General features: G+C 69.6%; 24 protein-coding genes and 1 pseudogene. 3 read left to right on the top strand and 22 right to left on the bottom strand.

All coding sequences use genetic code 11. The features are described from left to right. Positions 1-3: 3 nt before the first annotated feature. The 15 genes from ACN469_RS42470 to ACN469_RS42400 all read right to left on the bottom strand — a co-directional run bounded on the left by ACN469_RS42470 (position 4) and on the right by ACN469_RS42400 (position 13717). Positions 4-570 carry a DUF3261 domain-containing protein gene (locus ACN469_RS42470; RefSeq protein ID WP_498777930.1) on the bottom strand — a complete coding sequence of 189 codons (567 nt, stop codon included), beginning with the start codon at positions 568-570 and terminating at the stop codon, positions 4-6. After that, complete coding sequence (locus ACN469_RS42465; protein WP_498777928.1) at positions 558-1790, bottom strand: NAD(P)/FAD-dependent oxidoreductase; 1233 nt, start codon at positions 1788-1790, stop codon at positions 558-560. Before ACN469_RS42465 ends, ACN469_RS42470 begins: the two co-directional genes overlap by 13 nt. After that, a complete protein-coding gene (locus ACN469_RS42460; RefSeq protein ID WP_498777926.1) occupies positions 1787-4084 on the bottom strand; it encodes an MMPL family transporter in 2298 nt (765 codons plus the stop codon). The genes ACN469_RS42465 and ACN469_RS42460 overlap by 4 nt, the downstream gene beginning before the upstream one ends. Beyond that, positions 4074-4685 carry a LolA family protein gene (locus ACN469_RS42455; RefSeq protein ID WP_498777925.1) on the bottom strand — a complete coding sequence of 204 codons (612 nt, stop codon included), beginning with the start codon at positions 4683-4685 and terminating at the stop codon, positions 4074-4076. The genes ACN469_RS42460 and ACN469_RS42455 overlap by 11 nt, the downstream gene beginning before the upstream one ends. Beyond that, a complete protein-coding gene (locus ACN469_RS42450) occupies positions 4682-5101 on the bottom strand; it encodes an acyl-CoA thioesterase (protein ID WP_498777923.1) in 420 nt (139 codons plus the stop codon). Before ACN469_RS42450 ends, ACN469_RS42455 begins: the two co-directional genes overlap by 4 nt. After that, entirely contained in the window at positions 5091-6647 is a 1557-nt protein-coding gene (locus ACN469_RS42445; protein WP_498777921.1) for an HAL/PAL/TAL family ammonia-lyase, read from the bottom strand. The genes ACN469_RS42450 and ACN469_RS42445 overlap by 11 nt, the downstream gene beginning before the upstream one ends. Further along, positions 6622-7566 (bottom strand): lysophospholipid acyltransferase family protein, encoded by a 945-nt coding sequence (locus ACN469_RS42440; RefSeq protein ID WP_498777919.1) that lies wholly within the window; start codon positions 7564-7566, stop codon positions 6622-6624. Before ACN469_RS42440 ends, ACN469_RS42445 begins: the two co-directional genes overlap by 26 nt. Further along, positions 7563-8300, bottom strand: a complete 738-nt coding sequence (locus ACN469_RS42435; protein ID WP_498777917.1) for a glycosyltransferase family 2 protein — start codon at positions 8298-8300, stop codon at positions 7563-7565. The genes ACN469_RS42440 and ACN469_RS42435 overlap by 4 nt, the downstream gene beginning before the upstream one ends. After that, the gene (locus tag ACN469_RS42430; RefSeq protein WP_498777915.1) at positions 8297-9994 is read right to left on the bottom strand and encodes an ApeI family dehydratase; all 1698 of its coding nucleotides are present in this window, start codon (positions 9992-9994) and stop codon (positions 8297-8299) included. Before ACN469_RS42430 ends, ACN469_RS42435 begins: the two co-directional genes overlap by 4 nt. Then, positions 9987-10538 carry a COG4648 family protein gene (locus ACN469_RS42425; protein WP_498777914.1) on the bottom strand — a complete coding sequence of 184 codons (552 nt, stop codon included), beginning with the start codon at positions 10536-10538 and terminating at the stop codon, positions 9987-9989. The genes ACN469_RS42430 and ACN469_RS42425 overlap by 8 nt, the downstream gene beginning before the upstream one ends. Then, positions 10535-10792 (bottom strand): acyl carrier protein, encoded by a 258-nt coding sequence (locus ACN469_RS42420; protein ID WP_141640876.1) that lies wholly within the window; start codon positions 10790-10792, stop codon positions 10535-10537. Before ACN469_RS42420 ends, ACN469_RS42425 begins: the two co-directional genes overlap by 4 nt. 34 nt (positions 10793-10826) lie before the next feature. After that, complete coding sequence (locus ACN469_RS42415; RefSeq protein WP_498777912.1) at positions 10827-11087, bottom strand: phosphopantetheine-binding protein; 261 nt, start codon at positions 11085-11087, stop codon at positions 10827-10829. After that, positions 11074-11853, bottom strand: coding sequence for a lysophospholipid acyltransferase family protein (locus tag ACN469_RS42410; protein WP_498777910.1), 780 nt, complete (start codon positions 11851-11853; stop codon positions 11074-11076). Before ACN469_RS42410 ends, ACN469_RS42415 begins: the two co-directional genes overlap by 14 nt. Next, entirely contained in the window at positions 11846-12577 is a 732-nt protein-coding gene (locus ACN469_RS42405) for a beta-ketoacyl synthase chain length factor (protein WP_498777908.1), read from the bottom strand. Before ACN469_RS42405 ends, ACN469_RS42410 begins: the two co-directional genes overlap by 8 nt. Positions 12578-12967: 390 nt before the next feature. After that, positions 12968-13717, bottom strand: coding sequence for a response regulator (locus tag ACN469_RS42400; RefSeq protein WP_498777906.1), 750 nt, complete (start codon positions 13715-13717; stop codon positions 12968-12970). Here ACN469_RS42400 and ACN469_RS42395 point away from each other — a divergent pair. Then, positions 13716-15020 (top strand): sensor histidine kinase, encoded by a 1305-nt coding sequence (locus tag ACN469_RS42395; protein ID WP_498777904.1) that lies wholly within the window; start codon positions 13716-13718, stop codon positions 15018-15020. The genes ACN469_RS42400 and ACN469_RS42395 overlap by 2 nt on opposite strands. Here the strand turns inward: ACN469_RS42395 and ACN469_RS42390 are convergent. Beyond that, positions 14932-16257, bottom strand: coding sequence for a lipoprotein N-acyltransferase Lnb domain-containing protein (locus ACN469_RS42390; protein WP_498777902.1), 1326 nt, complete (start codon positions 16255-16257; stop codon positions 14932-14934). The two genes, ACN469_RS42395 and ACN469_RS42390, sit on opposite strands and share 89 nt — an antisense overlap. Positions 16258-16419: 162 nt before the next feature. Here ACN469_RS42390 and ACN469_RS42385 point away from each other — a divergent pair, with 162 nt between their 5' ends. Beyond that, a complete protein-coding gene (locus ACN469_RS42385) occupies positions 16420-16941 on the top strand; it encodes a hypothetical protein (protein ID WP_498777900.1) in 522 nt (173 codons plus the stop codon). Between the two features lie 40 nt (positions 16942-16981). Here ACN469_RS42385 and ACN469_RS42380 read toward each other — a convergent pair whose 3' ends face one another. The 3 genes and pseudogenes from ACN469_RS42380 to ACN469_RS42370 form a co-directional block, all read right to left on the bottom strand. Then, entirely contained in the window at positions 16982-17587 is a 606-nt protein-coding gene (locus tag ACN469_RS42380) for a GNAT family N-acetyltransferase (protein ID WP_498777898.1), read from the bottom strand. Positions 17588-17635: 48 nt separating this feature from the next. Further along, a complete protein-coding gene (locus tag ACN469_RS42375; RefSeq protein WP_498777980.1) occupies positions 17636-20416 on the bottom strand; it encodes a tetratricopeptide repeat protein in 2781 nt (926 codons plus the stop codon). An 18-nt stretch (positions 20417-20434) separates the two neighbouring features. Beyond that, positions 20435-20530: pseudogene (locus tag ACN469_RS42370) on the bottom strand (zf-HC2 domain-containing protein); the annotation flags it as partial. A 31-nt stretch (positions 20531-20561) separates the two neighbouring features. Here ACN469_RS42370 and ACN469_RS42365 point away from each other — a divergent pair. Continuing rightward, positions 20562-21263 carry a sigma-70 family RNA polymerase sigma factor gene (locus ACN469_RS42365; protein ID WP_498777896.1) on the top strand — a complete coding sequence of 234 codons (702 nt, stop codon included), beginning with the start codon at positions 20562-20564 and terminating at the stop codon, positions 21261-21263. A 298-nt stretch (positions 21264-21561) separates the two neighbouring features. On the opposite strand, the gene ACN469_RS42360 is transcribed toward ACN469_RS42365, so the two are convergent. The 3 genes from ACN469_RS42360 to ACN469_RS42350 form a co-directional block, all read right to left on the bottom strand. Further along, positions 21562-22359 (bottom strand): phytanoyl-CoA dioxygenase family protein, encoded by a 798-nt coding sequence (locus ACN469_RS42360; RefSeq protein ID WP_498777894.1) that lies wholly within the window; start codon positions 22357-22359, stop codon positions 21562-21564. Positions 22360-22520: 161 nt separating this feature from the next. Beyond that, positions 22521-23210 carry a hypothetical protein gene (locus ACN469_RS42355; protein ID WP_498777892.1) on the bottom strand — a complete coding sequence of 230 codons (690 nt, stop codon included), beginning with the start codon at positions 23208-23210 and terminating at the stop codon, positions 22521-22523. A gap of 119 nt (positions 23211-23329) precedes the next feature. Then, positions 23330-26896, bottom strand: coding sequence for a hypothetical protein (locus ACN469_RS42350; protein ID WP_498777891.1), 3567 nt, complete (start codon positions 26894-26896; stop codon positions 23330-23332). Positions 26897-26990: the final 94 nt, after the last annotated feature.

The raw sequence follows: 26990 nt of genomic DNA, 5'->3' as shown, positions 1-26990 counted from the left end.
GGCTCATTCCTCCGAGGGGCGTGACTCGATGGTCAGCCGGTAGTGCTCCGCCAGGTTGACCAGCTCCGCGCGGCCCGCCCAGCGCGGATCTTCATCATAGCGCACCGTGAGCCAGTCCTTGCCCGCGTGGCGCAGCACGCGCAGACCCGGTGCATCCTCCAGCGTCCAGTCCGGCGGCAGGGCGGCACGCACCGAGGCGGCCGGCCAGTAGACGAGCTGGATGTCCCGCAGCACGGTGCGCGACTGGAACTGCTCGGGCACGCGCGCGTCGCGCTGCTCGTCCAGCTTCGCGCCGTCCCACTGCATGGTGAAGACCCGATGACCCAGGGCGAAGCCCGCGAGCTGGAGCGACTCGGCGTCGATTTCGACGAGCGCCTCCAGCGAGCGGGGACCGCCCGGGTCCGCGTCGTGCGCGAAGCTCAGGCGCTGCGACAAGCTCACGCTGGCTCCGAACGAGGCCGGGGCCAGCGAAAGCATGGGCAGGGCCACCTCCGGCGCCACCCGCCGAGGAGGCGGAGTGACGCAGGCGATGAGCCCCGACAGGGCGACGATGTGAATCAGGCGGCGCACAGCTTCTCGAGCACACCGAGCCGACGTCGGCTGTCGGCCACGAAGGGATTCTCCTTGTCCCAGGCGTAGCCGGCCAGGATGGCGGAGATCATCCGACGCACCTCGGGGGACGCGTTGGGGTGGAAGATGATGTCCTGGAAGCCACCGGCGTACCAGGACTCGACGAAGGTGCGGAACGTGTCCACGCCGGCCTTGAGCGGCACCGCGTAGTCGCGCTCCCAGTCCACCGTCTCCCCGGCGAACACCCGGCCGATGCACTTCGCCGCGAGGCTCGCGGACTTCACGGCGATGGTGACGCCCGAGGAGAACACCGGGTCCAGGAACTCGCCCGCGTTGCCCAGCAGCGCGAACCCGTTGCCCCACAGCGACTTCACGTTCGCCGCGTAGCCGGTGATGCTGCGCGCGGGCGTGTCCCAGACCGCGTCCTTCAAGAGCCTCGACAGGGACGGGTCCTCGCCGACGATGGCCTTGAGCCGCTCGGTCTCCGTGCCCTGGAACTGCTCCAGGTACTCGCGCTTGGCCACCACACCCAGCGAGCAGCGCCCGTTGGAGAAGGGGATGGTCCAGTACCAGACGTGCACGTGCTGAGGGTGCACGGTGACGCGAATCTTGCTGCGGTCGAAGTTGCCGCCGGACGGCACCCGGTCCTCCACGTGCGTGAAGAGGGCGCCGCGCACCGGAAAGTTCGACGGCGTCTCCAAATCCAGCAGCCGGGGCAGCACGCGGCCGAAGCCGCTGGCGTCGAGCAGGAAGCGCGCCTGCACGCGGTACGTCTCACCCTCGGGCGAGCGCACCGTGAGCTCCGGCTCCGCGCCGGTGACGTCCACGGACTCGACGGTGTGGCGGAAGCGCAGGGTGGCGCCCATGCGCTCGGCGGCGAGCGCCAGCACGTGGTCGAACGTCCCGCGCTGCACCTGGTACGTGGTGCCCCAGCCCTTGGAGAACTTGTCGCGGAAGTCGAAGTCCGTGTACCGCTCGCCGCGCGCGAAGGCCGCTCCGTTCTTGTGCTGGAAGCCCGCCTCGACGACGTCGCGGATCATCCCCGCTTCCTCGATGTACTCCATGCTCTGCGGCAGCAGGCTCTCTCCGATGGAGAAGCGAGGGAACTGCTCGCGCTCCAGGATCAACACCTGACGGCCCTGCTTGCGCAGAAGCCCCGCGGCCACGGAACCCGAGGGACCCGCACCAATGATGACGACTTCTGTTTTTTCTACCTTCACGACACGTCCTTGCCAGGAGGCAGTCTGCAACAGGGCGTGAGCAACCAGATGGTGACTTCGCCCAGTAGCATGGTGAGACCGAAGGAGCGCAGGGCCGGAGTGGCCGAGAGCCCCAGGAGACCGAAAGACAGGAGGGTGCTCACGCCGGCGAGCGCCACCGCGAGCCATGCGGAGCCCTCTCCGGGGTGTTCCAGCATGAAGATTCCGTAGTCCACGCCCATGCCCAGGAGCAGCATGAGGCCCAGCACGCTGAAGAGCTGGAGCGGCTCGCCCACCCAGCCGAACACCGCCAGCGTGACGAGCGTGCCCACCACCGTGGGAAGCCAGGCCCGCCACGCCTCGCGCCGGAAGCGCGCCACGAGCATCAACAGCACTGCGACATAACCCAGCAGGATGAGCCCGCCCATGAGCCGGCGGTAGCGCTCCAGCATCCGTGAAATCTCGTGCGTCTTGTCCACCCACCGCACGCCCTCCAGCCCCTGGGCGGTGTCGGCGATGCGCGGCAGGACCGACGGGTCATTCAGCCCGCGCAGCATGACGATGCTGAAGTGCTTCTCCCCCAGGCGTCCCAGCCACTGCTGCCGGATGGCCGCCGACGCGGGACTGGCGAGCAGTCGCTCGGGGGTGAGCACGTCGTCCGCGAAGCGAGCGCGGGTGGGCGCCTCACCGGTGGCCTGGGCCACGGCGGCCACCGCCTGGGCCTCCGCGGTGGCGCTCAGCTTCGCGTCCGCGCGCTGCTGCTCCGCGCTGGGAAGCCAGTCCGACACCGCGCGGTAGCCCGCGAGGACCTTGTCCGTCACGAGCGGGTCCAGCCGAGCCTTCAGCACCGCCTCGCGCGCGAGCACCTGCTCCTCGTCCTGGCCGCTCACGAGGAAGAACTGGGCGGGGCTGGGCAGGCCCAACAGGCGCCCCAGCTCGCGCTGGTCGGCGATGAGGTGCGCGGGCGCGCCCTGGAGCTGGCGCACGTCGTCGCGCGTCTGGATGCGCCACAGCCCGCCGACGATGAACACGACGAGCGCGGCCGTGCCTCCCCACCACACGCGGTTGGAAGTGAAGCGGGGCCAGCGCGTGAGCGACGCGGCGAAGCGCCGGGCGAAGGCCGTCTCGGGGAGCGCGCCGGTGTCCAGCGTCGGGAACCAGCAGGCCACCGTCAGGAACGCGCCCACCAGGCCCGTGGCGGAGAACAGCGCCATCTGCCGCAGGCCGGGGAAGGGCGCCACGCCCAGCGCCAGGTACGCCACCACGCTGGTGAGCAGCGCCAGCACCATGCCGGGCAGCAGGCTGCGCATCAGCGGCCCGCGCTCGGAGGGCGGCTTGCCCTGGCGCGCGGCGAAGTAGTGGAAGCCGTAGTCCTCCGCCACGCCGACCAGGCTGGAGCCGAAGACGAGGGTGAGCAGATGGACCCGCTCGAACACCAGAGCAGTGACGCTCATCGCCACCGCGCAGCCGATGCCCAGCGATACGCCCACCAGGACGATGGGGCGCACCGAGCGGAACGTCAGCCACACCAACAGGAGCACCGCCAACAGCGAGCCGATGCCGATGGTGGACATCTCATCGCTCGCCTGCGACGCGGCGGCCTCCGCGTACAGCGGCACACCCGCGGCCACCAGCCGGCCTCCAGGCACCTGGCTCGTCACCGCGGCCCGCGCGCGGGCCACCACGGTGGTGATGTTGCCGTCGGCACCCAGCGCGAAGGCGGAGACCTGGCTGTGCCACGCCAGCAGCACCCACTCGCGGCCCTCTCCGGACAACCAGAGCCGGCCGTCACGCGGACGCGCGGTGCTCTCCGACGCGCGCGCCGCCCACCAGTCGGGCCACAGGCCCAGCGGGTCCGCTTCCCAGTCCGTCAGCCGGGGGCCCGCGGGCTGGTACAGCTTCATCAGCGCAGTGCCGCCCAGCTCCTCCGCCGTCGCCCGTGACAGCCACGTGCGCTGCGCGGGCGTCAGCAGCCTGTCTCGATACGGGCGGTACAGCTCCAGCGCCGCATCCAGCGAGGACGCGTCCAGGGCGGAGGGCTTCAAGAGCGAGGCGTCCTTGGACAGCTCCGCCGTGACGAGGTCCGCCGCGCGCTGGGCGGACTCCCAGTCCGGCGCGCCCACCAGCAACACCAGCTCCCGGCCCGCCTGGTCCGCGAGCTTGCGCGTGGCGGCGTCCACCTCGGGGGCCTGCTCGTCTTCGGGCAGGAGCGCCAGGACGTCGGTGTCCAGGCGCGCCGAGCGCCAGAACTGGACCTGGTGCACACCCACGGCGAGCACCACCAACAGCCAGAGGAGGGCGGCCTTATTTCGCAAGACGTCTTGCTTCCGCGTCACTGGGAGGAGGCGTCTGGGTCAGCTTGTCGAACTGGATGACGCTGGTGTCGCCCCGCGCCTCGTCCAGCTTGACCTGCCGCACGTACGTGTCTCCCTCCAGATGGATGCTCTTGAAGACGCGCGCGAGGCCCGCGTCCGTGGGCGTGAGGGTCAGCTTCCAGCCCGCGGTGCCCACCAGCTCGCCCTCGACGTGGAAGCGCTTGGACAGCGCGGCCACGTCGCCGGACAGGAGCGCGAACATCACCTCGTTCACCGCCGCCAGCCCCGGCTCCTTGCTCGCGTCCAGGTGATAGGCCGCCGCGCCCGTGCCCTGCTCCGCGCTCAGCGACTTGCGCGTCAGCGTCAGCGTGGACGCGAAGGGCACCCGCGTGTCCCACAGCACGCCCTGCTCCTTCGACAGCAGGAAGGCGCCGCGCGAGACGAGCGGCTTCTTGAATCCGGACACCGTCTTCTTCTGCTCGAAGTCACCCCGCAGCAACGGCACGTCCGCCAGCCGGGCGCGGACCCCCGCGATGACGTCGTCACCGGCGCTGGCCGTCGAACCCACCAGCAGCATCCCCAGCAAGAGCGCGCGCTTCATTCGGGCTTCACCCCCAGCCGCTGCCAGAGCACCGGCGGACAGATGTACTGGAGCTCCTTGGTGGCCATGGACACGGCGACCTGGACGGTGTGGGCCTGGTTCACCTTGCGGCCCGTGGCGGCATCTCGAATCACGTAGTCGATACGGAGCCGGTTCTCCCACTCGGTGATTTCGGCGCGAATCTTCAGCGCCTTCCCGTAGAGCGCCGGCTGCACGTACTTCAGCCGCATGTCCACGACGGGCCAGGCGAAGCCGGACGCCAGCATCTGCGGGTAGTCGTAGTCGAACTTCGCCAGGAGCGCGCAGCGCGCCAGCTCCAGGTACTTCACGTAGTGGCCATGCCAGACGACCTCCATCAGGTCGATGTCATGGAAGGGCGGCGACAGCTCGATTTCATGGCTGAGGTCAGGCTTCATAGAGCCCCCACTCGCGGGCGCGAATGGCCCCCAGCAGCCCTTGCAGCTCCTTGTCCAACGCTCGGTCCTCCACCACCAGGGGGATTCGCTGCTCCAGGTCGGCTTGCATCGACGCAAGAGACGGCGCCAGATTCATTTCTTGAGCAATCCGGCCGCGCAGCGCCACTCCCTGACGCGCCGCGATGAGCATCGCCGCCACCACCTGCTCGGACAGCTCCAATACCCGGAGACAGTCGCGCGCGGCGATGGTGCCCATGCTCACCTTGTCCTGGTTATGGCACTCGGTGGAGCGGGAGAAGACGGACGCGGGCATCGTCTGCTTGAGGGCCTCCGCCGTCCACGCGGAGACGCTGATCTGCACCGCCTTGAGGCCGTGGTTGATGGCCGCGCGGGGCCCCGTGGAGCCGGAGAGGTTGGAGGGCAGCCCGTGGTTGTAGCGGGTGTCCACCAGCAGCGCGAGCTGCCGGTCCAGCAGGTCCGCCACGTTGGCCACCGCGGTCTTCAGCCCGTCCATGGCGAACGCGATGTGGCCACCGTAGAAGTGCCCGCCGTGCAGCACCCGCTCGCTGTCGGGGTCGATGAGCGGGTTGTCGTTGGCGCTGTTCAGCTCGTTCTCGATTTGCGCCCGGAAGAAGGGCAGGGCGTCCTCGAGCACGCCAATCACGTGCGGCGCGCAGCGCAGGGAGTAGCGATCTTGAAGTCGCTGCTCGTTGCGGCTCGGCCGGTCCGTGGCCAGGTCCACGCGCAGTCGCGCGGCCACCCGCTGCTGGCCCACGTGCGGCTTGAGCGCGAACAACGCCTCGTCGAAGTGGTGCGCGTTGCCGGCGCTCGCCACCACGTTGAACGCGGTGAGCCGCGTGGCCAGCCGCCCCAGGTACTCCGCGCGCTCCCACGCAAGGCACGCCAGGGCGGTCATCACCGCCGTGCCATTCATGATGGCCAGGCCTTCCTTGGGGCGCAGCTTCAGGGGCTTCAGGCCATGCTTCGCGAGCACCTCCGCGGCGGCGTGACGCTCCCCTCGGTACCAGACCTCGCGCTCCCCGCAGAGCACCGCCGCCACGTAGGACAGCGGCGTGAGGTCGCCACTGGCGCCCACGGAGCCCTCGGCGGGAATCAGCGGCAGGATGTCGTGGCGCAAGAGCAGCTCCAGCTGCGTGAGCAGCCCCAGCCCCACGCCCGACACGCCCTGGGCCAGCGAGGCCAGCCGCGCCGCCAGCACCGCGCGCGTCTCCTCGGGCGTCAGGAACCGTCCCGCGCCGATGCCGTGGTAGGCGTAGAGGTGGTGGGGCAGCTCGGCGACCAGCTCGGGCGGAATGGAGACGGTGCACGAGTCTCCGTACCCCGTCGTCACGCCGTAGATGTTCCCATCCTCGGCCAGCAGCCGGTCCAGGAACTCCGCGCCCCGGGTGATTCTGCGCTGGAAGTCGGTGGCAGTGCTCAGCTCGGCGTCGCGCTCGCGGCGCGACAGCGAGGACACATCTTCAATGGCGAGCCGGCTCCCATCGAACCGGACCGCGCGGTCATTCTTGATTCCTGGCGGAGGCATTCGCCTGATCCCAAAAGGGAAAGAAGTTGAACCAATCGAATGGAGAGCGCTTCAGCAGCGCAGTCACCCGCTCGGCATAGTGTTGGGCGTGGCCCGTCAACGCGGCCGCGCGCTTGCCCCGGGGGAGCTCGACTCGCTCGGCCAGGCGCTCGAAATGGATGGTGTACCCACCGTTCTCGTGGATGCACCCCAGCAGGTAGAGCGGGCACTTGAACAGCGAGGCCAGCACATAGGGGCCCACCGGGAAGGCGGCCGGGTGCCCCAGGAAGTCCACGTCCACCGTCTGACTGGCCGTGACAGGCACGCGGTCCCCGGCAATCACCACGAACTCGCCCGCGGCCACGTACTTCTCCAGGGCGACGGCCGTCCCCGGGCCCATGTCCGTGACTTCCACCAGCTCGAACTCGCTGTCTGGATTGAGCCGCTTGAGCATGCGGTTGAACTGCTCGGCGTGGCGGGTGTGCACCAGGATGTGGAGCTTCACCTCGCCGCGCTTCTCCGCCATGGCGCGGCACAGCTCCAGGCAGCCCATGTGCGCGGTGACGATGATGCCGCCCTTCTTCGACTTCACCACCTCGTAGAACTGCTCGCGCCCCTCGGTGTGGACCTGCTCGAAGCGGTACCTCCCGCTGACGGCCAGGAGCTTGTCGAGCATCGTCTCCGCGAAGGCCACCATGTGGCGCAGGCTGTCGCCCCGCCCGGGTTTGCGCCCGAGCGCGCCGGTGGCCTGCTCCAGCCGCGTGAGGTACTGGAGCGAGGCCTGGCGGACCACGGGACGGGCGAGCCAGTGCACGAAGACCACCGGGTACAGACAGAGGCGGAACGGCCAGCGCCCCAGCAGCCGGTGGACCCAGAACAACAGCCAGATGCCGAGCACGAAGGTGCTCTCGCCCATCTCCGCCCAGTGCCGCGACTTCATGCGGAGACCTTCCGCCACAAGAGCAGCGGCAGCCGCAGCAGCATCCCGAAGAAGAGCCGGGCGTGCATGCGGGAGATGCGCACGTTGTCCCAGAGCACGTCGAAGTGGGAGATGCCGTCGGTGGGGTAGCGCACGTGGGTGGGCTGGTTGAGGATGCCCAGGCCGCGCCAGTACAGCCGGACGATGACCTCCACGTCGAAGTCCATGCGCCTGCCGATTCGTACCGAGTCGATGAGCGCGAGCGTGGGCGCCAGCGGATACACGCGGAAGCCGCACATCGAGTCGCGGATGGCCAGGGACAGCGTGTTGATCCACACCCAGATGTGCGTGGCATAGCGGCCGTACAGCCGGCCCTTGGGCACGGACTCATCGTAGATGGGCGTGCCGCAGATGAGCTTCTCGGGGGACGCGGTCGCCAGCTCGACGAAGCGGGGGATGTCGCGCGTGTCGTGCTGGCCGTCGGCGTCGATCTGCAGCGCGTGGCTGAAGCCGGAGGCCTTCGCCGCCCGGAAGCCCGCCATCATCGCGCCGCCCTTGCCCTCGTTCTGGGGCAGGCGCACCAGCTCGATGCCCGTCTTGTCCGCCTCCGCCAGCGTGTCCAGCACCTTCGCGCAGCCCGGCTCGCTGCCGTCATCCACCAGCAGGCACGGCAGCCCGTGCGCGCGCACGGCGTTCACCACCGCGCCCACCGCCTCGCCGTGGTTGTAGACGGGAATCACCACGCAGACCTTCATCCGTGGACCTCACCAAGCACGATGCGGCCGCTCCCGTGGGTGCCGGCCTCGGAGGTGAACTTGAACTGGAGGCTGCCCTTGGCCTGCGTCCAGGTGAGCTCCAGGGTGAGGAGCGTCCCGGGGACGATGAGCTGCTGGAACTTCACCGCCTCCATGCGGAGGAACTCGGGCGGGAGGGTGAACAGCTCCCGGCCGAGTTGGAGGGCCCATTCAATCTGCGCCACGCCGGGCAGGATGGCCTTCTCCGGGAAGTGGCCCTTGAAGTACGGCAGGCTCGCGGGCGTCTCGACGCTCAGCACGGCGCGGTCCACGGTGTGCTCCAGCACCCGCAGGGGCGGGCGGCGGGAGTCGAAGAGGGCGACGAGCGCGGCCTCGGTGGATTTGCCCTGGGAGTTGACTGGCATCGCCTCCAGATACCGGAATCGACGCGGAAGGACAGCAGGCTCGAACTGGGAAGCCAGATGCTTTCGGATGGCCTGGTTCAGGAAGTGCTTGCCGCCGTCCGCGTGGAGGTGCCGGCCGGTGGGGCCCAGCACGGCCACCACGCCCAGCGTCAGGCGGTTCCCCTCGGACAGGGGGACCACCCGCGCCTCGCGCACCAGGTCACTCTCCAGCAGGGCCCGCTCCATGGCGCTCAAGGAGACCCGCTTCTCCTCCAGTTTGAGCAACCGGTCCATGCGTCCCAGCAGCTCGAAGCCCTCCGGCAGCAGCCGGGCCCGGTCCTCCGTCTGCAACCAGCCTCCGTCCGGCAGATGCGGGGATCGGACCGCCAGGGCGTCGTCCGTCAGGCGGACCTCCACGCCGGGCATCGTCCTCCAGCTCAGCGCCTCGTCTTGGTCTCGCTGGCGCCAGGCGATGCCCCCGGTCTCCGAGCTGCCGTAGACCTCCACGGGCGCCTGCCCGAGCAGCCCGCGACAGGCGTGCAGCGCGTCGCCAGGCAGGGGCCCCCCCGAGGAGAACACCGAGCGCAGGTTCCCCCGCACGCTCGCCCAGTCCAGGGTGTCCGGCAGCCGCTTGAGGTGGGCGGGGCTGGCGATGAGCGCGGCGGGCCCGTGCGACAGCTCCGCGACGATGTCCTCGGGGTACGGCAGGCTCCGGGCCAGGAACGGCCGGCCCGACGTCAGCGGCCAGAGGACCCGGAACAGCAGGCCATAGATGTGCTGGTGGGACACCGTCGCGAGCACGCGGCCGTGTCCAAGCGGGCCGTCGAAGAGGTCGGCCAGCGTGGCCACCTCCCGGGTGAGCTGACCCAGCCGCTTGGGGATGGCGGCGGGCTCTCCGCTGGAGCCGGAGGTGTAGACGACCAGCGCCTGGGCCTCGGGGGAGAGCGGCGTCCAGGCCTGGCTCGTCGCGCCCTCCTGGAACTTCAGGAGCGCGGTGGAGGAGGGAATCTGACCGACGAAGCCGTCCACCTCGCGCCGCAGGCGCTCCCGCGTGGTGGGCTGGACCTCGGAGGGGAGGTAGACGCACCGGCCCGCGTGCCACGCGCCGAGCAGGGCGGCGGCGAACTCGAAGGTGTCCTCGAGGTAGAGGGCGAAGCGCTGTCCCTCGTGTCCCTCATAGGCCGCGCGCCAGCCGGCGGCCCGGGCCTCGAGGTCCGCGAAGGTGAGGACCTGACCCTCGCGAAACGCCACCGGGAAGTCGGCGGGGCGTCCTTGGGTGAGGAGGTGTTCGATGGCGATGCGCTCAGCCATGGGCGTGGCTTGCCCTCACGCGTCGGCGCACCAGCCACTCCCCGGCGAAGAGCAGGCCCATCAGCCCATAGGCGATGAGCCCGTTGTACAGCGCCCACGTCGCGTCACTGGCCCACAGCGCGGTGCTCAGCGCGATGCTCCCGTTGACGACGAAGAACCCGCACCACACCTGCGTCACCCGCCGCGTGTAGGCCACGCCGGACGCAGGAAGCTCCGGCTCGCGCAGCCGCGCCAAGCGCTCGATGACGCTGGGCGGGTAGGCGAGGCTGGTGGCGAAGACGGTGAGCAGCATGGCGTTGACGAGCACCGGATAGAGCTTCAGCGGCAGGGCGTGGTTGCCCAGCATGCTGGTGCCCGCGAGCACGAGGGCTCCGGCGGCGGTGACGAGCCAGACGCGCTCGCGCGTGGCGACGGCCCGCACGACGGCCATGCCCACCAGGGGCACCGCCATCCAGCGAGGCTCGAACCGGCCCAGGCCCCAGTACACCAGCAGCGGATACGCGAGGCTCAGCACGCCGAGCAGCGCTGGACGCAGAAGCTTCACGCCGCCACGGACTCGTCGAGCAGGCTGTGCAGGGCGTCGACGACGTCCTGAATCGTGCGGACGGACTTGAAGACCTCCGGCGGAAGCCGCTTGCCCGTCACGGGCTTGAGCTTCACGAGCAGGTCCACGGCATCGATGCTGTCGATGTCCAGGTCGTCGCGGAGGCGGGCCTCGGGAGTAATCCGGGCCGGGTCGATGTCGAAGGTGTCCTGCAGGAGCGTGCGCAGGTTCTCGAAGAGCTGGGTCTTGGTCATGTGCATATCCCCCTCGAATGGGTGGTGCGGGTGCTCAGGACTTGCGGTGGGCGCTCACGAAGTCCGCGAGGGCGCGCACGCTGGCGAAGTGACGACGGTTTTCCTTGGAGTCGCTGGCGAGCGCAACCCCATAGGCCTTCTGAAGCGCCAGACCAAGTTCCAGGGCATCGATGGAATCGAGCCCCAGGCCCTCGACGAACAACGGCGCGGCCGGATCTATATCCTCCGGCTTGAGGTCCTCGAGGTTCAGCGTCTCGATGACCAGCTCCTTGATTTCCTGCTCAAGCGCCTGCATGGCGTTGTGTCTCCGTGGAGAAGTAGTCGTGCAATCTCTCGGTGAGATGGCGGGCGGCGAGGGCCTCTCCGTGAGCCTCCTCGACCAGGGACGACACGCGAATGTCGTCTCGAACCATGATGTTGAACTTCATCCGGGTGGGCGCCACACGCCACCACGGCCGCCCCTTGGTGAGCGCCAGCGGCGCGACCTGGATGGTGACCGGGGTGATGTCGCAGGGCCCCCGCACCGCGATGTTGGCCGCCCCGCGCTGCAGCTTCATGGGGCCGGACTCCGGCGTGCGCGTGCCCTCCGGGAAGATGATGAGGTTGTTGCCCGCCTTCACGGACGCGATGCAGGCCGCCACGAGCTCCGGGCCGGAGTCATTGCAGAGGTAGCCGGTGGCCTCGATGGGGCCGCGCATGAAGGGGTTGTTCGCCAGGCTCGCCTTGACCACGCAGTCCGCGTTGGGCACCAGCGAGATGAGGAACACGACGTCGATGAGCGTCGGGTGGTTGGCCAGGATGAGCAGCCCGGGGCGCGACAGCTTCTCCACGCCCTCGACGCGGTAGTCCAGGCACCCCAAAAAGCGCATCAGCCCGACGAAGAAGCGGAACGAGTGGTGCACCGCCAGCCGCGCCAGCCGGGTGCGGCGGGGCTTGTTCCTGACCAGGAGCGACAGCAGGGGGAAGAACAGCAGGCGCAGCGCCAGGCCCCCCACGCCGAAGGTCGCGAAGGAGATGCCCGTGGCGACCACCCGCCAGCCGCGCTCCAGTCGCTCAAGCATCACGGTGCCACCGCCAGAGCCGGGAGCCGGTGTGATGCTCGAAGTGCTCGTCCCCGGAGACCAGGAAGCGCAGCACGGACAGCTCCTCCGGCAGCACGTCCCCGGAGGCCCGCTCCGGCGCGCCCGTCGAGGCGCCGCAGGTGAGCCGGTAGGTGGCCCCGGCGCCGGCCGGCCGGAGACTGCACGCCCACGCGTGCGGGAGGGACACCTGCTCGGGGAAGTGCGCGAAGGGAGCGGGGCGGGGCTCGTCATAGACGACGACGAGGACCTCCGGAGCGCCTTCTGACAGGATCCCGCACGCCTCAACGAAGGCCGCCTCCACCGTCTCCGCGCCCGCGGCCACCGCGCTCTGCGCCGTCAGGTCACCCCGGGCGATGGAGTACAGCGCGCCAATGGCGTTGTGCACCGACAGGCTGAAGGACGTGGGCGACAGCGGGGTGGCCTGGGCCAGCTGCTCCAGCAGCTCCACCGAGCGGCCCATGTCCCCGTACCGCGACGCGAACACCATGGGACGCGGGGGGGCATCCCCCTGGCACGTATAGGCCGCCTGCAGCGCGATGCGACCCAGCCGGTCCACCCGCCGGCGCATCATCGCCGGCATCTCGGTCAAGGGCGGGGCGCCCTCGGCCGGAAGCGGATGGGGCTGCGAGAGCCAGGAGCGCCAGGCGTCATGCCCGACGAGTCCGGGAGCCCACGCGGCCCAGTGGTGGACGGAAAAAACCATGATGGCGGGGAAAAAGGCGGGTGCTGCGTGCGGCGGTCCTCTACCAAAGCATCATATACGAGACAATTGCCTCCAACGGGGCATTGCCTCTAGGGACGAGGCAGGGGCCTCCGCATTCATGCTACGCCGCGCCCGCACCCGGCCGAGAGGGGTGGCGCGGCGCTCCTGCTCGCATGGCCGCTGGGGAAGAAGCCTCGTTGGACCCCACAACCCCCGGTGGCGCGGAGCCCGCGATTCCGCTCTGGGCGCAGCGCTCACTCGGACCGGCCGCCCCGCATCACGAGGGCTCGGCGACGGAGGGTGGTGGTAGGGGGTGGGATTGGCTTCTCGCGGTTTCCCCTGGTGCGCTTCCTACCCGGGAGCGGCGCCGAGCTTCACGGCCGCGAGTTCCTAGGAGCTCCTCACTTCCGCCAGGAAGGAATCGAGCGACGGGCTGTGGCTCGTGGGGCAACGGGCGGCGCCGCGAAGTTGCCTTCGGGTCCACGCGCGCGCCGCGGGCCGGGGCTGGGCGGACGGGGCGCTGCTGGTACGCCGCTTGAAGATTGTGGGCGGACGCCGTTTGTCCCAGGGCGAGGGGAAGGGGAAGAAGTTCAGTCGCGGGCGTTGAGGATGTGTTGGAGGAGCTGGCGGGAGATTCTGGAGCAGCTTCGCGGCGCCGCGCACGCTGCCGCCGGATCTGGCGAGGGCCTCGTCCACGAGGGTGTCCCGGACCAGGCTCTCGAAGTGATGCAGCGGCACCTTGCCGGCGCTCGCCCTCAACGCAGGGCCGAGTTCGGGAGGGCGCGCCAGCGTCTGGGTCCACACGGCTTCCAGCCGCGCCAGGTCCAGCGGCTTGGGGACGAAGGCGCGCACGCCACTGGCGGCCAGTCGGAAGGCCTGCTCGGCCGTCGCGCTGCCGCTGATGGCAATGACATACGGCAGGGGCTCCACCGCGAGCAGGTCGTCCAGGAGTGAGTCGCTGGTGCCGTCCGGCAGGCTGACGTCCAGGAGCACCGCGTCGGGAGGTTGAGTGCGAAGCACCTCTCGCGCGGCGGCGAGGGTGGTGACGTGAGTGATTCGTTCAGCGCGGGATTGAAGGACGTCTTCGAGCACGCGCGCCAGGCTGACCGAGTCCTCTATCAGCAGGAGGTGTTGGACCATGGCCATACAGGAAAGCATAACACGCAAGGTCCTCACCGACGCGTCCAACGAGGGCGAGGTGCTGGTGAGCGCGGTGCGCATCATCTTCTGCGCGCTGGTGCTGGCGCGTTTCCTGGCGCTGGGGGGCGTGGCCGCGGAGGGGGGCTGGCCCGCGGCGGTGCTGGAGCTGGCGTTGTTGCTGTCGGGCATGACGCTGTCGGTCGTCGCGTTCTGGGCGGGACGCCGCCGCCTGTTCGGTCCCCGGATGCTCGTGGCCTCCGCGCTCCTGGATGCCGTCGTCGCGCAGGGCACGCTCCTGTCCACGCTGTTGTGGCACGGCCCCAGCTACACGGGGTTGCTCCGGATGCCGGACCCCTCCGCCGTCATCGCGGTGGTGTTCATCACCGCGTTGCGACTGTCACCGCGCGTGGCCTGGGTGGGCACGGGCGCGAACCTGGTGCTGCTGGGCGGACTCGTCGCCCTCGACTTCCGGTTCAACGCCAGCCATGTGACCTATGGCCTCTCCGAGGTCGCGCTGCTCGTCATCTTCGTCGGCAGCGCGGGGAGCGTGGCCGCGATTGCCTGTGGCGTGGCGCGGCGGATGGTCCTGAAGTCCGGCGCGGAGGGAGTGCGCATCCGGCGGGCGCGGACGAACCTGAGCGTCATCCTGCGCGAGCACCACGATGCGAGGACGCTCCTGTCGGCGGCGCGGCTGCGCGCGGACCTGCTCTTGAGAGACCCGGGAGGCGCCTCGTGCTCTCGGCATATGCAGGGCCTGGCGTCGGACCTGCGGGAGCTGTGGGAGTTCGTGGAGAGCGTGAAGTCACGCGCCCTGGGCGAGCTGGCGATGATTGACGAGGCGACCCCCGTCGAGGTCTCCACCACCCTGCGGAACGCGGCGGCCGTGGTGCAGACGCGCTACTCGCATGTGCGAATCCTGCTCGGGCCCGGGGCTCCGGAGGGGCACGGCCCGCGAGTCTGGGTGGTGGGCGGCGAGCGAGGGCTGGCTCACGTGGTGACGAACCTGCTCGTGAACGCGTGTGAAGGCGACGGACAGCGCGGTGCCGGCATCGTGCAGGTGAGCGTCGAGCCGGAGGGCGGGACCCGGAACATCCTGCTGCGGGTGAGTGATGACGGGCCGGGCTTCCGGGCGGGGCTGTTGGACGGGGCGCGTCCGACGGGAGGCACGACGAAGTCGGAGGGCTCGGGCCTGGGGATGCGGCTGGTGGGCGGGCTCATCGAGGCGAGCGGAGGGACGCTGCGTGCGTCGAATCTTCCGGGAGGTGGGGCGCGGGTCGAGGTGATGCTCCTCGCCGGAGGGTGAGCGACGCGCTGGCCCGCCACCGCTTCACATGGACGAGCGCCAGGCCGAGGTTCGTGACGAGCAGGACGGACATCGGCTCGCGGGTGTCCTGCCGGAAGGTGGGCGACAGCTTGAGCACCACTGCCAACAGGGAGCAGAGAGCGAGCACTCCGACGCAGTGACGTGCGAGGCGCTCGGCGCGCGTATTCCCGAAGGCGATGCCCAGGCCGAGCGGAAGCAGCGCGAGTGACAGGGGATGGGCCAGCCACTGGTTCTCGTTGAGGCCGAAGTAGGGGTGCGCGGAGCCGAGCATCAGGATGAAGCCGATGGCGCCCGCCGTGCCGAGCGTCGCGCCGATGAGTGAGTGGTACAGGCCGAAGCCGATGCGGAAGGCGCGGCGGTGCATGGCTGAGCGAGGCACCGAGAGCAGGACCATCGCGCCCGCCGCGAAGAAAGCGAGGAGCCCGCGCGTCAGCGAGGAGGGACCCGGCGCCAGCGCGGGAGGGCGGGTGGTGGTCAGGTGCTCGTCGTGGCTTCGCCTCACGAGCGGCGCCGAGGCGCCCCGTGCGTCCGTGAAGGAGCCCTCCGCGATCGCCTGGGCCAGCTCCAGGGGAAAGGCGGCCTCCTCCCACCGGGACATCGGCGCGTCCACGGTGTTGTTCAGCCAGAGCATCAGCGCCCACTGGAACAGCGGAGCCTCGCGGGTATAGCGACGCAGGTGCTCTCGGTAGGTCAGCGGAGCCGGGCCCGTGAGCCGGGCGCGCAGTGCTCCGCCCAGGGCATCGTCCAGTGTGTCGCGCAGGCGCGTCGCGCAGTTGCCCCGCAGCGGGTCATACGGGTACTCGCGCGTGGCGGGATTCACGTCCCGTTCGAGGCGCGCGAGGAGTCGACGTCGCTGCTCCACGGACAGGTCCAGCTCCTGGAGGAAGATGGAGCGGTTCCGCGCGCGATAGAGGAAGAACGAGTGCTCCACCGAGAGCCGGGCGGCCCAGTACGTGGGGCGCTCCAGGAGGTAGCGCACCGAGGCGCCGGGGCCATAGGACGTCACGCCATAGCTGTAGAGCGCGTGGGTGCCCAGTCGCGTGTCCTCGACCCAGAGGGCGCTGTGACCGAAGCGCTCCTGGACGTGCGTGCCGGGACCGAACGTCACCAACTGGATGCGCAGCGCCTCCGGCCGCGAGCCGAAGTCCTCGTCCGGAGCGGCGAGGAGCGGTGTGCTCCAGAGCAACCCCAGGATGAGTGTCGCGAGTCTTCCCATGGTGGCGGAGGGTTCCACTTCGCTGTCATCCGGGGCAGGGCAAGAAATCTGGCAGTGGGCAGGCTCATGGCTTCGCGGCACCTTGGCTTTGCTTCGCGAGCGAAGCGGCCCCGTTGGCCGCGCCATGCCCGCGAGGTCGACCCACCCCTAGAGGAGACGACGATGAACGCTGCCCTTGCCCCGAGTGCGATGACGCCCCGCTTTGTTTCGACCCTGACGGCGCTGCTGGCCGCCGTTGTGCTGTTCCTGCTGCCCGGAATGGCTCATGCCGAGGACGGAATGCGTGTCATCACCAAGCTCCGCATCACCGTCGTCACGGGCGGAGATGACCTGCGCAATGCCAGCCATGCGGTGGCGTCGCTCAAGTACGTGGGGCTGTCCGGCAACCTGCTCACGACTGGCATCAACCTGAACAACGGCGCGGGCTGGGGAAACTGGTCCACGCACACCGTGACGATGACGACGCCCACGGGCGTGCTGCTCGCCAACGTCGAGGAGTTCAGCATCCAGTTCACTTCCGGCCAGCCGGACATCTTCAGCACGGGCGATAACTGGAACATGAACGGCATCACCGTGACGGCCATCCTCGACGATGGGTCGGAGGCCGTCCTCGTCCAGAAGGCCGAGAACCCCATCCACCGCTACCAGAGCGACCTCAACACGCGCTGGGCCACCGCGCTCTAACGGGCGCCAGGCCAAGAACATCCTGGCCACGCGTGTTGTTTCAGCGTCGGGCCTCCCCAGGGACATTCTGGGTGGGGCCCGGCGGCTCGCTCCAATCCCAGGCGACCACGGCCCACTCGTCCGTCGCGTCGCGGTAGGTGTGCAGCGGCTTGAAGCCCACGCGCTCGTGGGCGCGCAGCGAGCGCGTGTTCCGGGTGGACACCTCCGTGACGAGCAGGTCGAAGCGCTCGCGATACAGCTCGCGGTGCTTGGCATAGAGCTGCTCGAACACGCCTTTGCCCCGGTGGTCCTTGTCGATGCAGACCTGCCCCATGACGTAGAACCGCTGCCCTGTCAGCGGACGGCCCTGGTACTCCAGCGTGTCCAGCAGGTCGAACATGGGGACGAGCACGGGCATCAGCGCGCGGCACTCCCGGGGCATCGTCAACGCGTAGGCCACCAGCTCACCTTCGTGGTTCGCGATGATGCTGGGCGCCAGGGCGTGCATCCGCTCCAGGGCCGACACGTCGTGCTCCACGGTGACGAAGCCCTGTGCGCGCATCTCGTCCGCGCTGATGGCCTTCGGCAGGTTCTTGCGCTGGAGGTCGAGGATGCGCGGGAGTTCCCCGGGGCTGCGCACCGCCGTCACGTCATAGGGGCTGGCCATGACGGGGAAGGATAGTGGAGTCCTGGCGCGCGTGTCTCCTCGAACGCCTCAGTGGGAGCCGGGAGCGCCGTGGGTCGCCAGCCACTGCGCGACCTTCTTGAACTCGCGCTCGCGGGACTTGAGGTCACCCTGGTTGTAGGCCTGCGCGGTGGTGGCCAGTCGCAGCGCCCGCTTGCGGTCGCCGGAGGTGCTCACCAGCGCTCGCGCGAGCGCGAAGCGCGCATCGGACTGGTGGTTCCGTTCCTTCTCGGAGTTCAGCCGCTCGAAGAGGAGGACCGCGCGCTCCAGGAGGGGAATCGCCTTCCGGGGCTGCTGGAGCCCCAGGTAGTCGTCGCCGAGGCACTTCAAGTCCCTCGCCACGAGGGCGCTGTCGGGCCCGGAGACCTTCTCCGCGATGGCGAGGGCGCGCTGGTGGGTCTTCAGCGCTTCGTCGAAGCGCCCCACGGAAGACTGCACTTCGCCCATCTTCGACAATGGCACGACGAGGTCCGCGTGCTCGGGCCCTTGCACCTTGTCTCGGATGCGCACGGCGCGCTCGTAGTGCTGGATGCTCTCCTCCGGGCGGCCCGCTTCCATCAGGAAGCCCCCCAGGTTGAAGTACACGCTGGCCGTCGGCTCGCTCTCCTCTCCGTAGACGCGCGCGTTGATCTTCAGCGACTCGCGTCCGTACTTCAGCGCGCTCTCGTGGTCGCCGAGCCGCACGCTGAAGACCGCCATGTTGCTCAGGACGGTGGCCAGATAGGGATGCTCGGGGCCATGGGTCTTCCGATAGACGGCCTCCGCCGCGAGCAGGTAGCGCAGCCCCTCCGAGTGGCGCTCGAACTCGTAGAGGGCATGGCCCATGGTGAGCAGCGCCGTGCCCAGCTCCGGCTCGTTCTCCGTGTAGAGCTTCCGGGCCAGCTCCACGGCCCGCTCGCTCGCGGCCAACGCCTCCTCCCGGCGGCCCCGGACGCGGTGCAGGCTGGCGAGGTTGCGGAAGTACCTCGCCTCGATGCGCTCATCACCTCCCAGCCGCCGGAGCGCCGCTTCCGCATGGGCGGGAGCCATCCCGTCGGGATCCACCTCCGGGCCCACCAGGCTGAGCAGGCGAATCATTCCAGCCCACGACTCGGCGGCCTGCCGGTCATGTCGACTCGCGGTGGCCACCTGGATGGCCTGGTGCAAGGTCTTGATGCCTTCGCGGTGGGCCAGGTTCTTTCCCTGGGACTCGGCGAGCAGGTCCAGCACCTCCGCCTCCAGGGGGCCGTAGCCCAGCGCGTGGGCCTCGCGGGCCACCTCGGTCGCGAGCTTGAGCGCGGGGGCCACCTGTCCGGCGGTGAGCTTCGCGCGGACCTGCGCGCGCAGCGTGCGGATGGACTCCATGTGTTTCTGGCTCGCCTCGTCGGTGGGCGGCGGCTCTGGCGCGGCGAGCGCGGAGAGGTTCGCGCAGACCGACAGGTTCTCCAGGCCGTGCACCATGCGTGACGCGTTCTGGATGACCTGGGTGTCCGCCGTCGCCAGCGCGTCCGCGACAGCGCCCAAATCCTTGAGTCGCTGGTCCAGGCAGATGACACGACGCTCGAGCAGTCGCTCCGTCTGCTGTCCCTTCACGCGCGTGGCGACGCAGGCCTCGTGGCTCGCCGCGACCCAGCTTCGCGCATGGCCATCCAGCGTGCGCTCCACCTCGCTCCAGGCACCGGCGGCGTAGGGCAGGGCGCTGCCGGTGAAGACGGTGCGCACCACGGCCTTGCGCGAAGGGTCCCAGACGCCGACGAGCGCCTGCTCACTGCCCGCGCAGGGGTCCCCGGAGGTGGAGCGGTGCAGGGCCGCGCCTCCCGCCAGGAGCAACAGGCCCGCGCTCGCGGCGAGGACGGCGCGACGCCACGTCTCGCCCGGCGCGCGGGAGAGCCCGCGCAGCAGCGCCTCCATGGATTCGTGGCGCGCTTCGGGCGCGGCGGAGAGTCCCCGGAGAATCACCTGGTGTACCCAGGCGGGAACGTCCAAGCCCTGGCGCGGCCCTGGCGCGGCTCGGGGCGCGTCGGGCGTGGCCTTCACGACCGCGTGCGTGGCGAAGGGCCGCTGGCCGTAGAGCGCCTCATGGAGCGCGACGCAGAAGCTGTACTGGTCGCTGCGCGCGTCGGAGGGCTCACCGCGTTTCTGCTCGGGAGCCATGTAGGCCGGAGTCCCCAGCACCATGTCCGAGCGCGTGTGCCACTCCGAGCGCAGGGGCGCGGGCGCGGTGGAGCCTGGCGGAGTGGGTGTGTCGTCGATGCCCTCGACGATGCGCGCCAGCCCGAAGTCGGTGATGCGCACGCGGCCGTCCTTGCCGACGAGCGCGTTGTCCGGCTTGAAGTCGCGGTGGACCAGGCCCTGTGCATGGGCGGCGGCGAGCCCGCGTCCCGCCTGGATGAACAAGCTCAGCGTCTCCCGCCAGTCGCCATGCCCCTTGCGCGAGCGGATGTGCGCGCGCAGCGTGGTGCCGTCCACCAGCTCCATGGCGAGGAAGACGTGCTCGCCGAAGCGGCCCACGTCATGGATGGTGATGACGTTGGGGTGGATGACGCGCGCGGTGGCCTGGGCCTCGCGCAGCAGCCGGGCCTGCGCGCGCTCCAGATGCGCGGGTGTTGTCGAGTCGATGCGAATCAGCTTGAGGGCGACGCGGCGGTCCAGCTCCGGGTCATACGCCGCGTGGACGACGCCCATGCCTCCCGCGCCAATGCGCTCGAGCACGACATAGCGACCCAGCAGGGCGCCCCGCTCGAGCCACGACAGCGTCGTGCCGGTGGGCGCGGGAGAAGGCAGGGACTCCGGGCTTGCTTCCCCGTCCTCCGCGCGAGCCGCCTCCGCCACGAGTGCTCGACAGGAGGCGCAGGAATCAAGATGCTGTTCCACCTGGCGCGTCGCTTCGGCGTCCAGTTCACCCTGTGCGAAGGCGAAGAGTCGTCGCGTCTCGATGCATTCCATTTCGCGACGAAGATAACCGACGGGGGCGGTCATGACGATGAATGGCGCCGACCATGAAGAGGATGTGGCCTTCGCGCGGGCTTGCGCTCGCGGCGACACGCAGGCCCTCTCGGAGTTCGAGGCGCGTTATGCCCCACAGCTCCGCAAGGCGTTGCTGCACCGGCGATTGGAGGTCTCGGTGGTGGATGAGGCGCTCCAGGTGCTGCGCGTGAAGCTCTTTCTTCCCAGTGGAGAACGTGCCCCGCGCATCGCGGATTACGAGGGCCAGGGCTCACTGCTGGCATGGCTGCGTGTCGCCGCGCTGCGCACCGCCCTCAACTTGATGCGGGAGCGAAAGATTTCGTTCGACTTGGATGACTCCAAGCTCGTGGAAACGAGCGTGCAGGAGGTGGACGCGGACCGGAGGTTCATCCAGGAGCACTACCGGGACGACTTCGCGGCGGTGTTCCAGGAGGCGCTCAAGGCGCTGGAGCCTCGGGCGCGGACGCTGTTGCGCTTGCACCTGGTGGAGGAGCTGGGGACGGCGCGGATTGCCCGCGCGTATCAGGTGGACCGCTCCACGGTGAAGCGCTGGCTGGCCCAGGCCCGGGAGCGGCTGCGCGATGATGTGCGCCAGCGCCTGGCTGCCCGCCTGGGTGAGGACTCCCAGGGGCTCAGCAGCCTGCTGCGGGTGTTGCAGAGTCAGCTGGACTTGAGCATCCGCAGCGTCATGCGCGACGCGACGCCCTCCTGAATTTCCCTGGGGGACTCGAGGGTGGAAGCGCTGGGAAACCAGGGGGTTGTGACGCGGGTGGAGCTTTGCTCGCGGGAAATGCGCCACCTGTGCGCGGGCTGTGTCTCCAGGGAGATGCACCCCGGAGCGCGCCTTGTTTCCTCACACCCCACGCGCGGGCCCGGGGCGGGATGAGCGTTGCGGTTGGGATTCGAGGGGAGCGTGGAGTCGACCCACGGGGGGCGGCTCCACGCTCCCTGTTCGAGCGCGACGCGACGCGGCCTCTGCTCTCCGAGGTCGAGTCGACGGGCGGGCCTCGTCAGCGCGAGGTGGCTTCGTCGAGTGCCCTGCGAATCGCCTGCGTGATGGGGAAGTCGGCACCCGCGTGGCTGTCGAGTGTCATGGGCCCGGAGGGGAACAACGGAGGCTGGGCCATGAAGCGCGGTCGGGTGCCTCGGTGGGGCTGCGCGGCGTGCACGATGAAGGGATGGCATAGGTAGACGGTTCCCGCGTCACCGATGGCCAGGGCTTCTGGACAGGACGTGGTCGCGTCGAGCTTCTGGGCGATCTCCATGAAGCTCAGTCCCGCGGCGCCCTCCGGGGCGAGGAGCCTGGCGATGTGCCGGTGGGAGCCGACGCGGATGCGCGTGGGAGCGTCTTGCTCTCCGACGTCGGAGAACAGGAACAGCATGAGGAGCGCGCGGCCCTGTGATGCGACATTGGCGCGCCACTCGAAGAAGGAGCCGGTGCCTCCATCCGGGGGAGGGAAGCTGGCGTCGACGTGCCAGCCATCGTCGCCGGGGTTTTCGGTGCTGGGGAAGCGGACGGGAAAGCTGCCCAGGCTCATTCGCGGAGCCCATCGTCCAGGACCGACGAGCTGGTCGTACGCGGCTCTCAATCGCGAGGTGTTGGCTGCTTGTCGGAAGGGCTCCTGGACGTATTCGCCGAGCCGGATGACGGGACGAGTCCACGTGGATGGATCATCTGGGGAGCAGCCCGTGTCGTGCCAGAGGATGTCGCGCGCCGCATCCGCGACCTGGCTGGGAAAGGCGTCATCGAGCCGGACGAAGCCTTCCTCGACGAACCGCTGGACCTGTGCGTCACTCAGAACAGACATGGGGGCAGGGTGGGGAATGGTCATGGAAAGCGTCGCGACGAACGTGGTTCGTTGGGCCTGACAGGTGCGGTCGTACATGTTCCCGCGCTTCCTCGTGAAGACCAGCACCCAGGACGGGGCCTCTCCTCGCGCGACGAGGGCCCCATCCCGTGGCCACTCACTCAGTTCGCGGGAGCGACGAAGTCGAACCGGATGTACTGCGTGTTCGTGCTGGAGCTGTAGGCCACGCAGTTCCGCGCCACACCCGACGTAGGGATGGCGATGTTGATCTGCTGTGTGTCGGAGTACGTCACGGTGGCCGATACCGGCGAGCCGTTGCAGGAGATCTGCCCGACGGTGAAGCCATTGAAGCAGTTGAGATGCGTGAAGCTCGCCGTTCCGATGCTCGGGTTCACGCTGGTGAACGAGGAGTAGTACAGCTCGAAGTAGCGCAACCCCCCGGCGGAGCCACTGTCCACCACGCTCCCCGACGGCAGGTTCGGGCAGGGCTGCTCAGGACACGTCCTCATGCAGCGCGTCGCATTGTGGGAGACGCAAGACGAGCCGCAACTGAGGTTACAGTACGTCCCCGTGGACGAGTACCCCGTCGGACAACCAATGCCACACGTCGAGATGCTCCCACACATCGGTATGGCAGAGCAGTCCGTCGCGTTGGGAGAGACGCAATTCGTACTGCATGCGAGGTTGCAGTAGAACCGCGTGGGGTATTGCCCGGATGGACAGCCGATGCCACAGATGCCCTGCTCCGACGACGCCTCGAAGGACGCCTCGTCCTCCAGCTTCGGCTCCAGGCTGCCACAGCCCACCAGAAGCGACGCCATCCACAGCACACTGCCGAGTTGCTTGAACATGAGTGCCTTTCCGCGCAAGCGCGACGGCGCCCGTCTGGCAATTCCAGTCCGAGCGCTTGAATTCGATTTTAACATGGAATTCAAGCTTTCCTAATGTCGTGCGTTTTGGAGCCGAGGTCCTACGCGGAGGAAGCCACGGCCGGCGACACCTGCTCGCGAGGCGGAAAGAAGGCCTGTGCGGCACCGGAGACCAGCGGGGACGCGTCGTGCTGGAGTCGCGCGAGCCTGCCCAGGCGCTCCGGCGTCCATCCACGCCCCGGGGCCGCGTCGCGCACCAGGCACCACACCGCCACGCGCCGTGCCTCCGCGCTCCCGCTCACGGTGAGCCGGGCCTCCACGGCTTCCAGGTCGCCCACGGGCAACGTGTTCACCGCGGCGCGGCACGCCTCCAGCGCATCCGCATGCAGGTGCCCCGACTCGCCCATGTGAGCCAGCCGCTCCGCCAGCGCCAGCGGAGCCAGTGCCGCCGTGGCGCACCGCACGCGCAGCGGCGCCAGGCGGCTGTCCTGGGAGAGGACCTGCTCGGCCACGCGCGCGGCCAGCATGTAGCTTGCGCGGGACTTCACGTTGAGGCACAGGAGCTGGTTCAGCGCCACGGTCAACGCGCGCCTGTCCTTGGCCACCGCTTCCAACATGCCCTCCAGGCGCTCCAGGTCTCGTTCATTGGAGCGATGGAGCAGGGCCCGCATGGCCGCGCTCACCTCGTCGTCGTAGGGCGATGCCAGCCGAGCCCCACAGGCGGAGAGGAAGGTCCGCTCGACATCCTTCACGGCGAGCCACGCCGCGCGCTGGAGCAGGTCGATGCGCGCCTCCGGCTCGGGCCGCTCCAGCACCCGTCCGAGCAGCGCGGACAACTTGCGGTCAGAGGCCTCGGTGAGCCGTTCCGCGGGAACGTCGCCCAGGCGCGCGGCCATGACCCAGTCGGCGTCCTCCACCGCGCGGGTGAAGACAGCCCAGGTGGGCTCGCGCTCCAGGTGGTCCCAGAGCGCGCGCAGCATGGCGATGCGCACATCCCGGTGCAGGCGCATTCCATCCAACTCCACGAGTCGCTCGTAGGCGGCGTCCGCGCGCAACTCCCCCAGCAGGCGCACCACCTCCTTGGCGACGGTGACCTTGGTGAGCGGGACGTTGGCCAACAGCGACAGCACGCGCCCGGGAGGCATGCCATTGAACGCACGTCTCAGCCCGTAGATGGCGACGCGCGCGCGGGCATCCTCCAGGCAGCGCAGCAGGGTCGGCACGCCCTGACCCTGGTCACACCGCGACAGGACCTGGATGGCTTTGTCCCGCACCGCGAGCCGCGCGTCGTCCACCAGCGCGCACAGCCCCTCCATCGGCGCCCAGTCCACCGCCGCGAGCGTCGCGACGCCCCACAGCAGCGTCGGCGTGTCGCGCTCGGGGTCCTCGAACAGTCGCCCCACCGCATTCGAGTACAGGGCGCTCTGCTCCGACGTCCACCGGTGGAAGCCGTTGGCGTCGAACACCAGCAGCCAGCCGGTCTTCGCCGTCGCGAAGCGGCCGTGGACGACGGGCGCGCTCAGGTAGGGCGTCAGCAGCTCCTGCCTGCGGCGGTGCAGGTACGTGTGAACGACGGGGAAGCAGATGACGCTGGCATCGGACTTCAGCAGCCGAGGCAGCAATCCATCAAAGGCCCGCCAAGCCCGCAGCCGGAGCACCGTCAAGGCGGAGTGAGCCTCCATCCCCATGCCGAGCGCCACACGCTCCAGTCCGGAGACGAGCTCGGGATGCAACGGCAGCGCCTTGTCCTCCGAGCGTGCTAGCGCGGTGATTTCAGACAGCCAACCCCGGTCGTGGAAGCGCCGGACCACGGAGCCCACGGTGGACTCGAAGCCCGCGCGGTCGTGCTTGGACTGCCACTGGGCGATCCCCAGCGCCAGCATGGACCAGGGCGTCTCGTCGCGAATGGACACGACGAGCTCGGACAGGCCCGGCACCAGATGCGCACGCGCGCCCAGGCTGTTCACCAGCGCCAGCAGCGGCTCGCCACGCTCGCGCTGCACCCAGCCCCGAGCGATGCCCAGGAGCTGGGGCGCGGCGGCGCGCACCTCGTCCTCCGTGAGGAACTCTCCCAGGCGGCTGTTGAAGAGCTGGCCGCGCTCCTTGAGCAGGGTGGCCAACCACGTCGCACCCCAATCCGGAGCCCTGGCGAAGGTGCGCAGCAGCAGCGTCTCCGCGAGCTCCGCGCTCCGATAGGACAGGTCCGCCGCATCCAGCGCGTCGCGCAGCAACCGGCCCACGGCCTCGGTGTGCTCGCGGCGCCACACACGGCGGGGCCACAGCACGAGCGCACCCAGCATCGCCCCGCGCACGGGGTCCTGCTCGTTCTTGCGTGCCAGGACCAGGGGCAGGGCACGGTCCACCAGGGCCGGCTCGTCGGCGCGCAACCCGGCAATGGCCAGCAGCGAAGCCAGCGCCTCGCCGCGCACGTTGGCCTCGGGGTGGCCCAGATGGGACTTGAGGGCGGCTTCTGCCTCATCCCAGGACAGCAGCCGTGCGTACTCCATGCGCTGCAGGGGGCGGGTGCCCAGGGCAACGACGTCGTGGAGATGTCGACGCGCCTCGCGCTCACGCAGGTCGATGGGCAGCGCGGTCAACGTGGCCACGGGAATGACGCCCTCCGGATTCCTCGCGGCCACGCTCCAGCGCGCATGGACGCGCGCTCGCTCGTGGGTGTCGGGGATGGAGCGGAGCAACGCAGCGCCCCAGTCGGGCGCCACATCCACCGCCGCGCACCACGCCTCGACCACGGCGCGACGGGCGGACTCGGAGAGCCGCGTCAGCAAGGTCCTGGCGTCCCCCAGTGAGCGGGGGGCGCGGCGAACGAGCCACTTGAGCGCGTCCTCGCTCAATCGCGGCGCGGCGCGGGCGAACAGCTTCTCGATGACAGGGGCGTGCTCATGCCGCTGGAGCAGCGCCACGGCGGCCTCGGGCCGATGAAGCACGAGGGAATGCCAGGCGTTGTCATCCGGGTGGATGTGGCGGGAGAGCAGCAGTTCGAACACTTCCAGCGCCGCGTCGGGGGCCTGATCGGCGATGCGAGGCAGGTACGCCCGGAGGTACATGCGCGTCACGGGGTCGGGCTCGCCCGTCACGGCCTTCAACCGCGCGGAGAACACCTCTCCGAGAATACCGGGGGCGTCGTTCGCCAGCCGGTTCCAGAAGCGCACGCTGGGGCGCGTGAGCGCACGGGGGAGGTGGCGGCGGAGTCCCTCGGGGGTCGCCCAGGGGACGGCGTCAGCGAAGTCGGGCACGTCCGCGGAGGTGGCCAGCCCGTCGAGATACACATCGATGACGCCCCTCCGCTCCGTCCTCACGAGCCCCCGGAGGAGGCCCTCCTGGCGGCGAATGGCGCGCGCCATCTTCAGCGCCTCCAGCGCTTGAGTGTCGTCACAGGCCAGGGGGACCAGATGGTAGGCCAGGGACCGGACGCGGGCGGACACGTCGGTGGTGGCGGAGAGCACCTGGCTCCCATCGCGCCAGCTGTACTGGGCGAAGAGAGCAAGCTGCCGGTCATGGGCATCGCCCTGGGACAATTGCCCGAGGACCTCGCGGACTTCGGGTTCCGTCCGTGCGAGGCGACCCAACTCGACCATCTTGCTGACGCGAGCATCGTGGTGGGTAACGGACAGCTCGGCGCGCAGAGTGGAGAGGCGAGTCTCGTGCATGGCCGCGGGAGACTTACCGACGCGCCCCGGCCTGACAACCTGTCCAACGGCACATGCCGTGAGTACAGCTGACTGGAAAGAACAGATCCAGAGC

The organism is Corallococcus terminator, assembly GCF_049194865.1.
Taxonomy (GTDB): domain Bacteria; phylum Myxococcota; class Myxococcia; order Myxococcales; family Myxococcaceae; genus Myxococcus; species Myxococcus terminator_A.
This window is presented reverse-complemented; position numbering and strand designations above follow the sequence as displayed.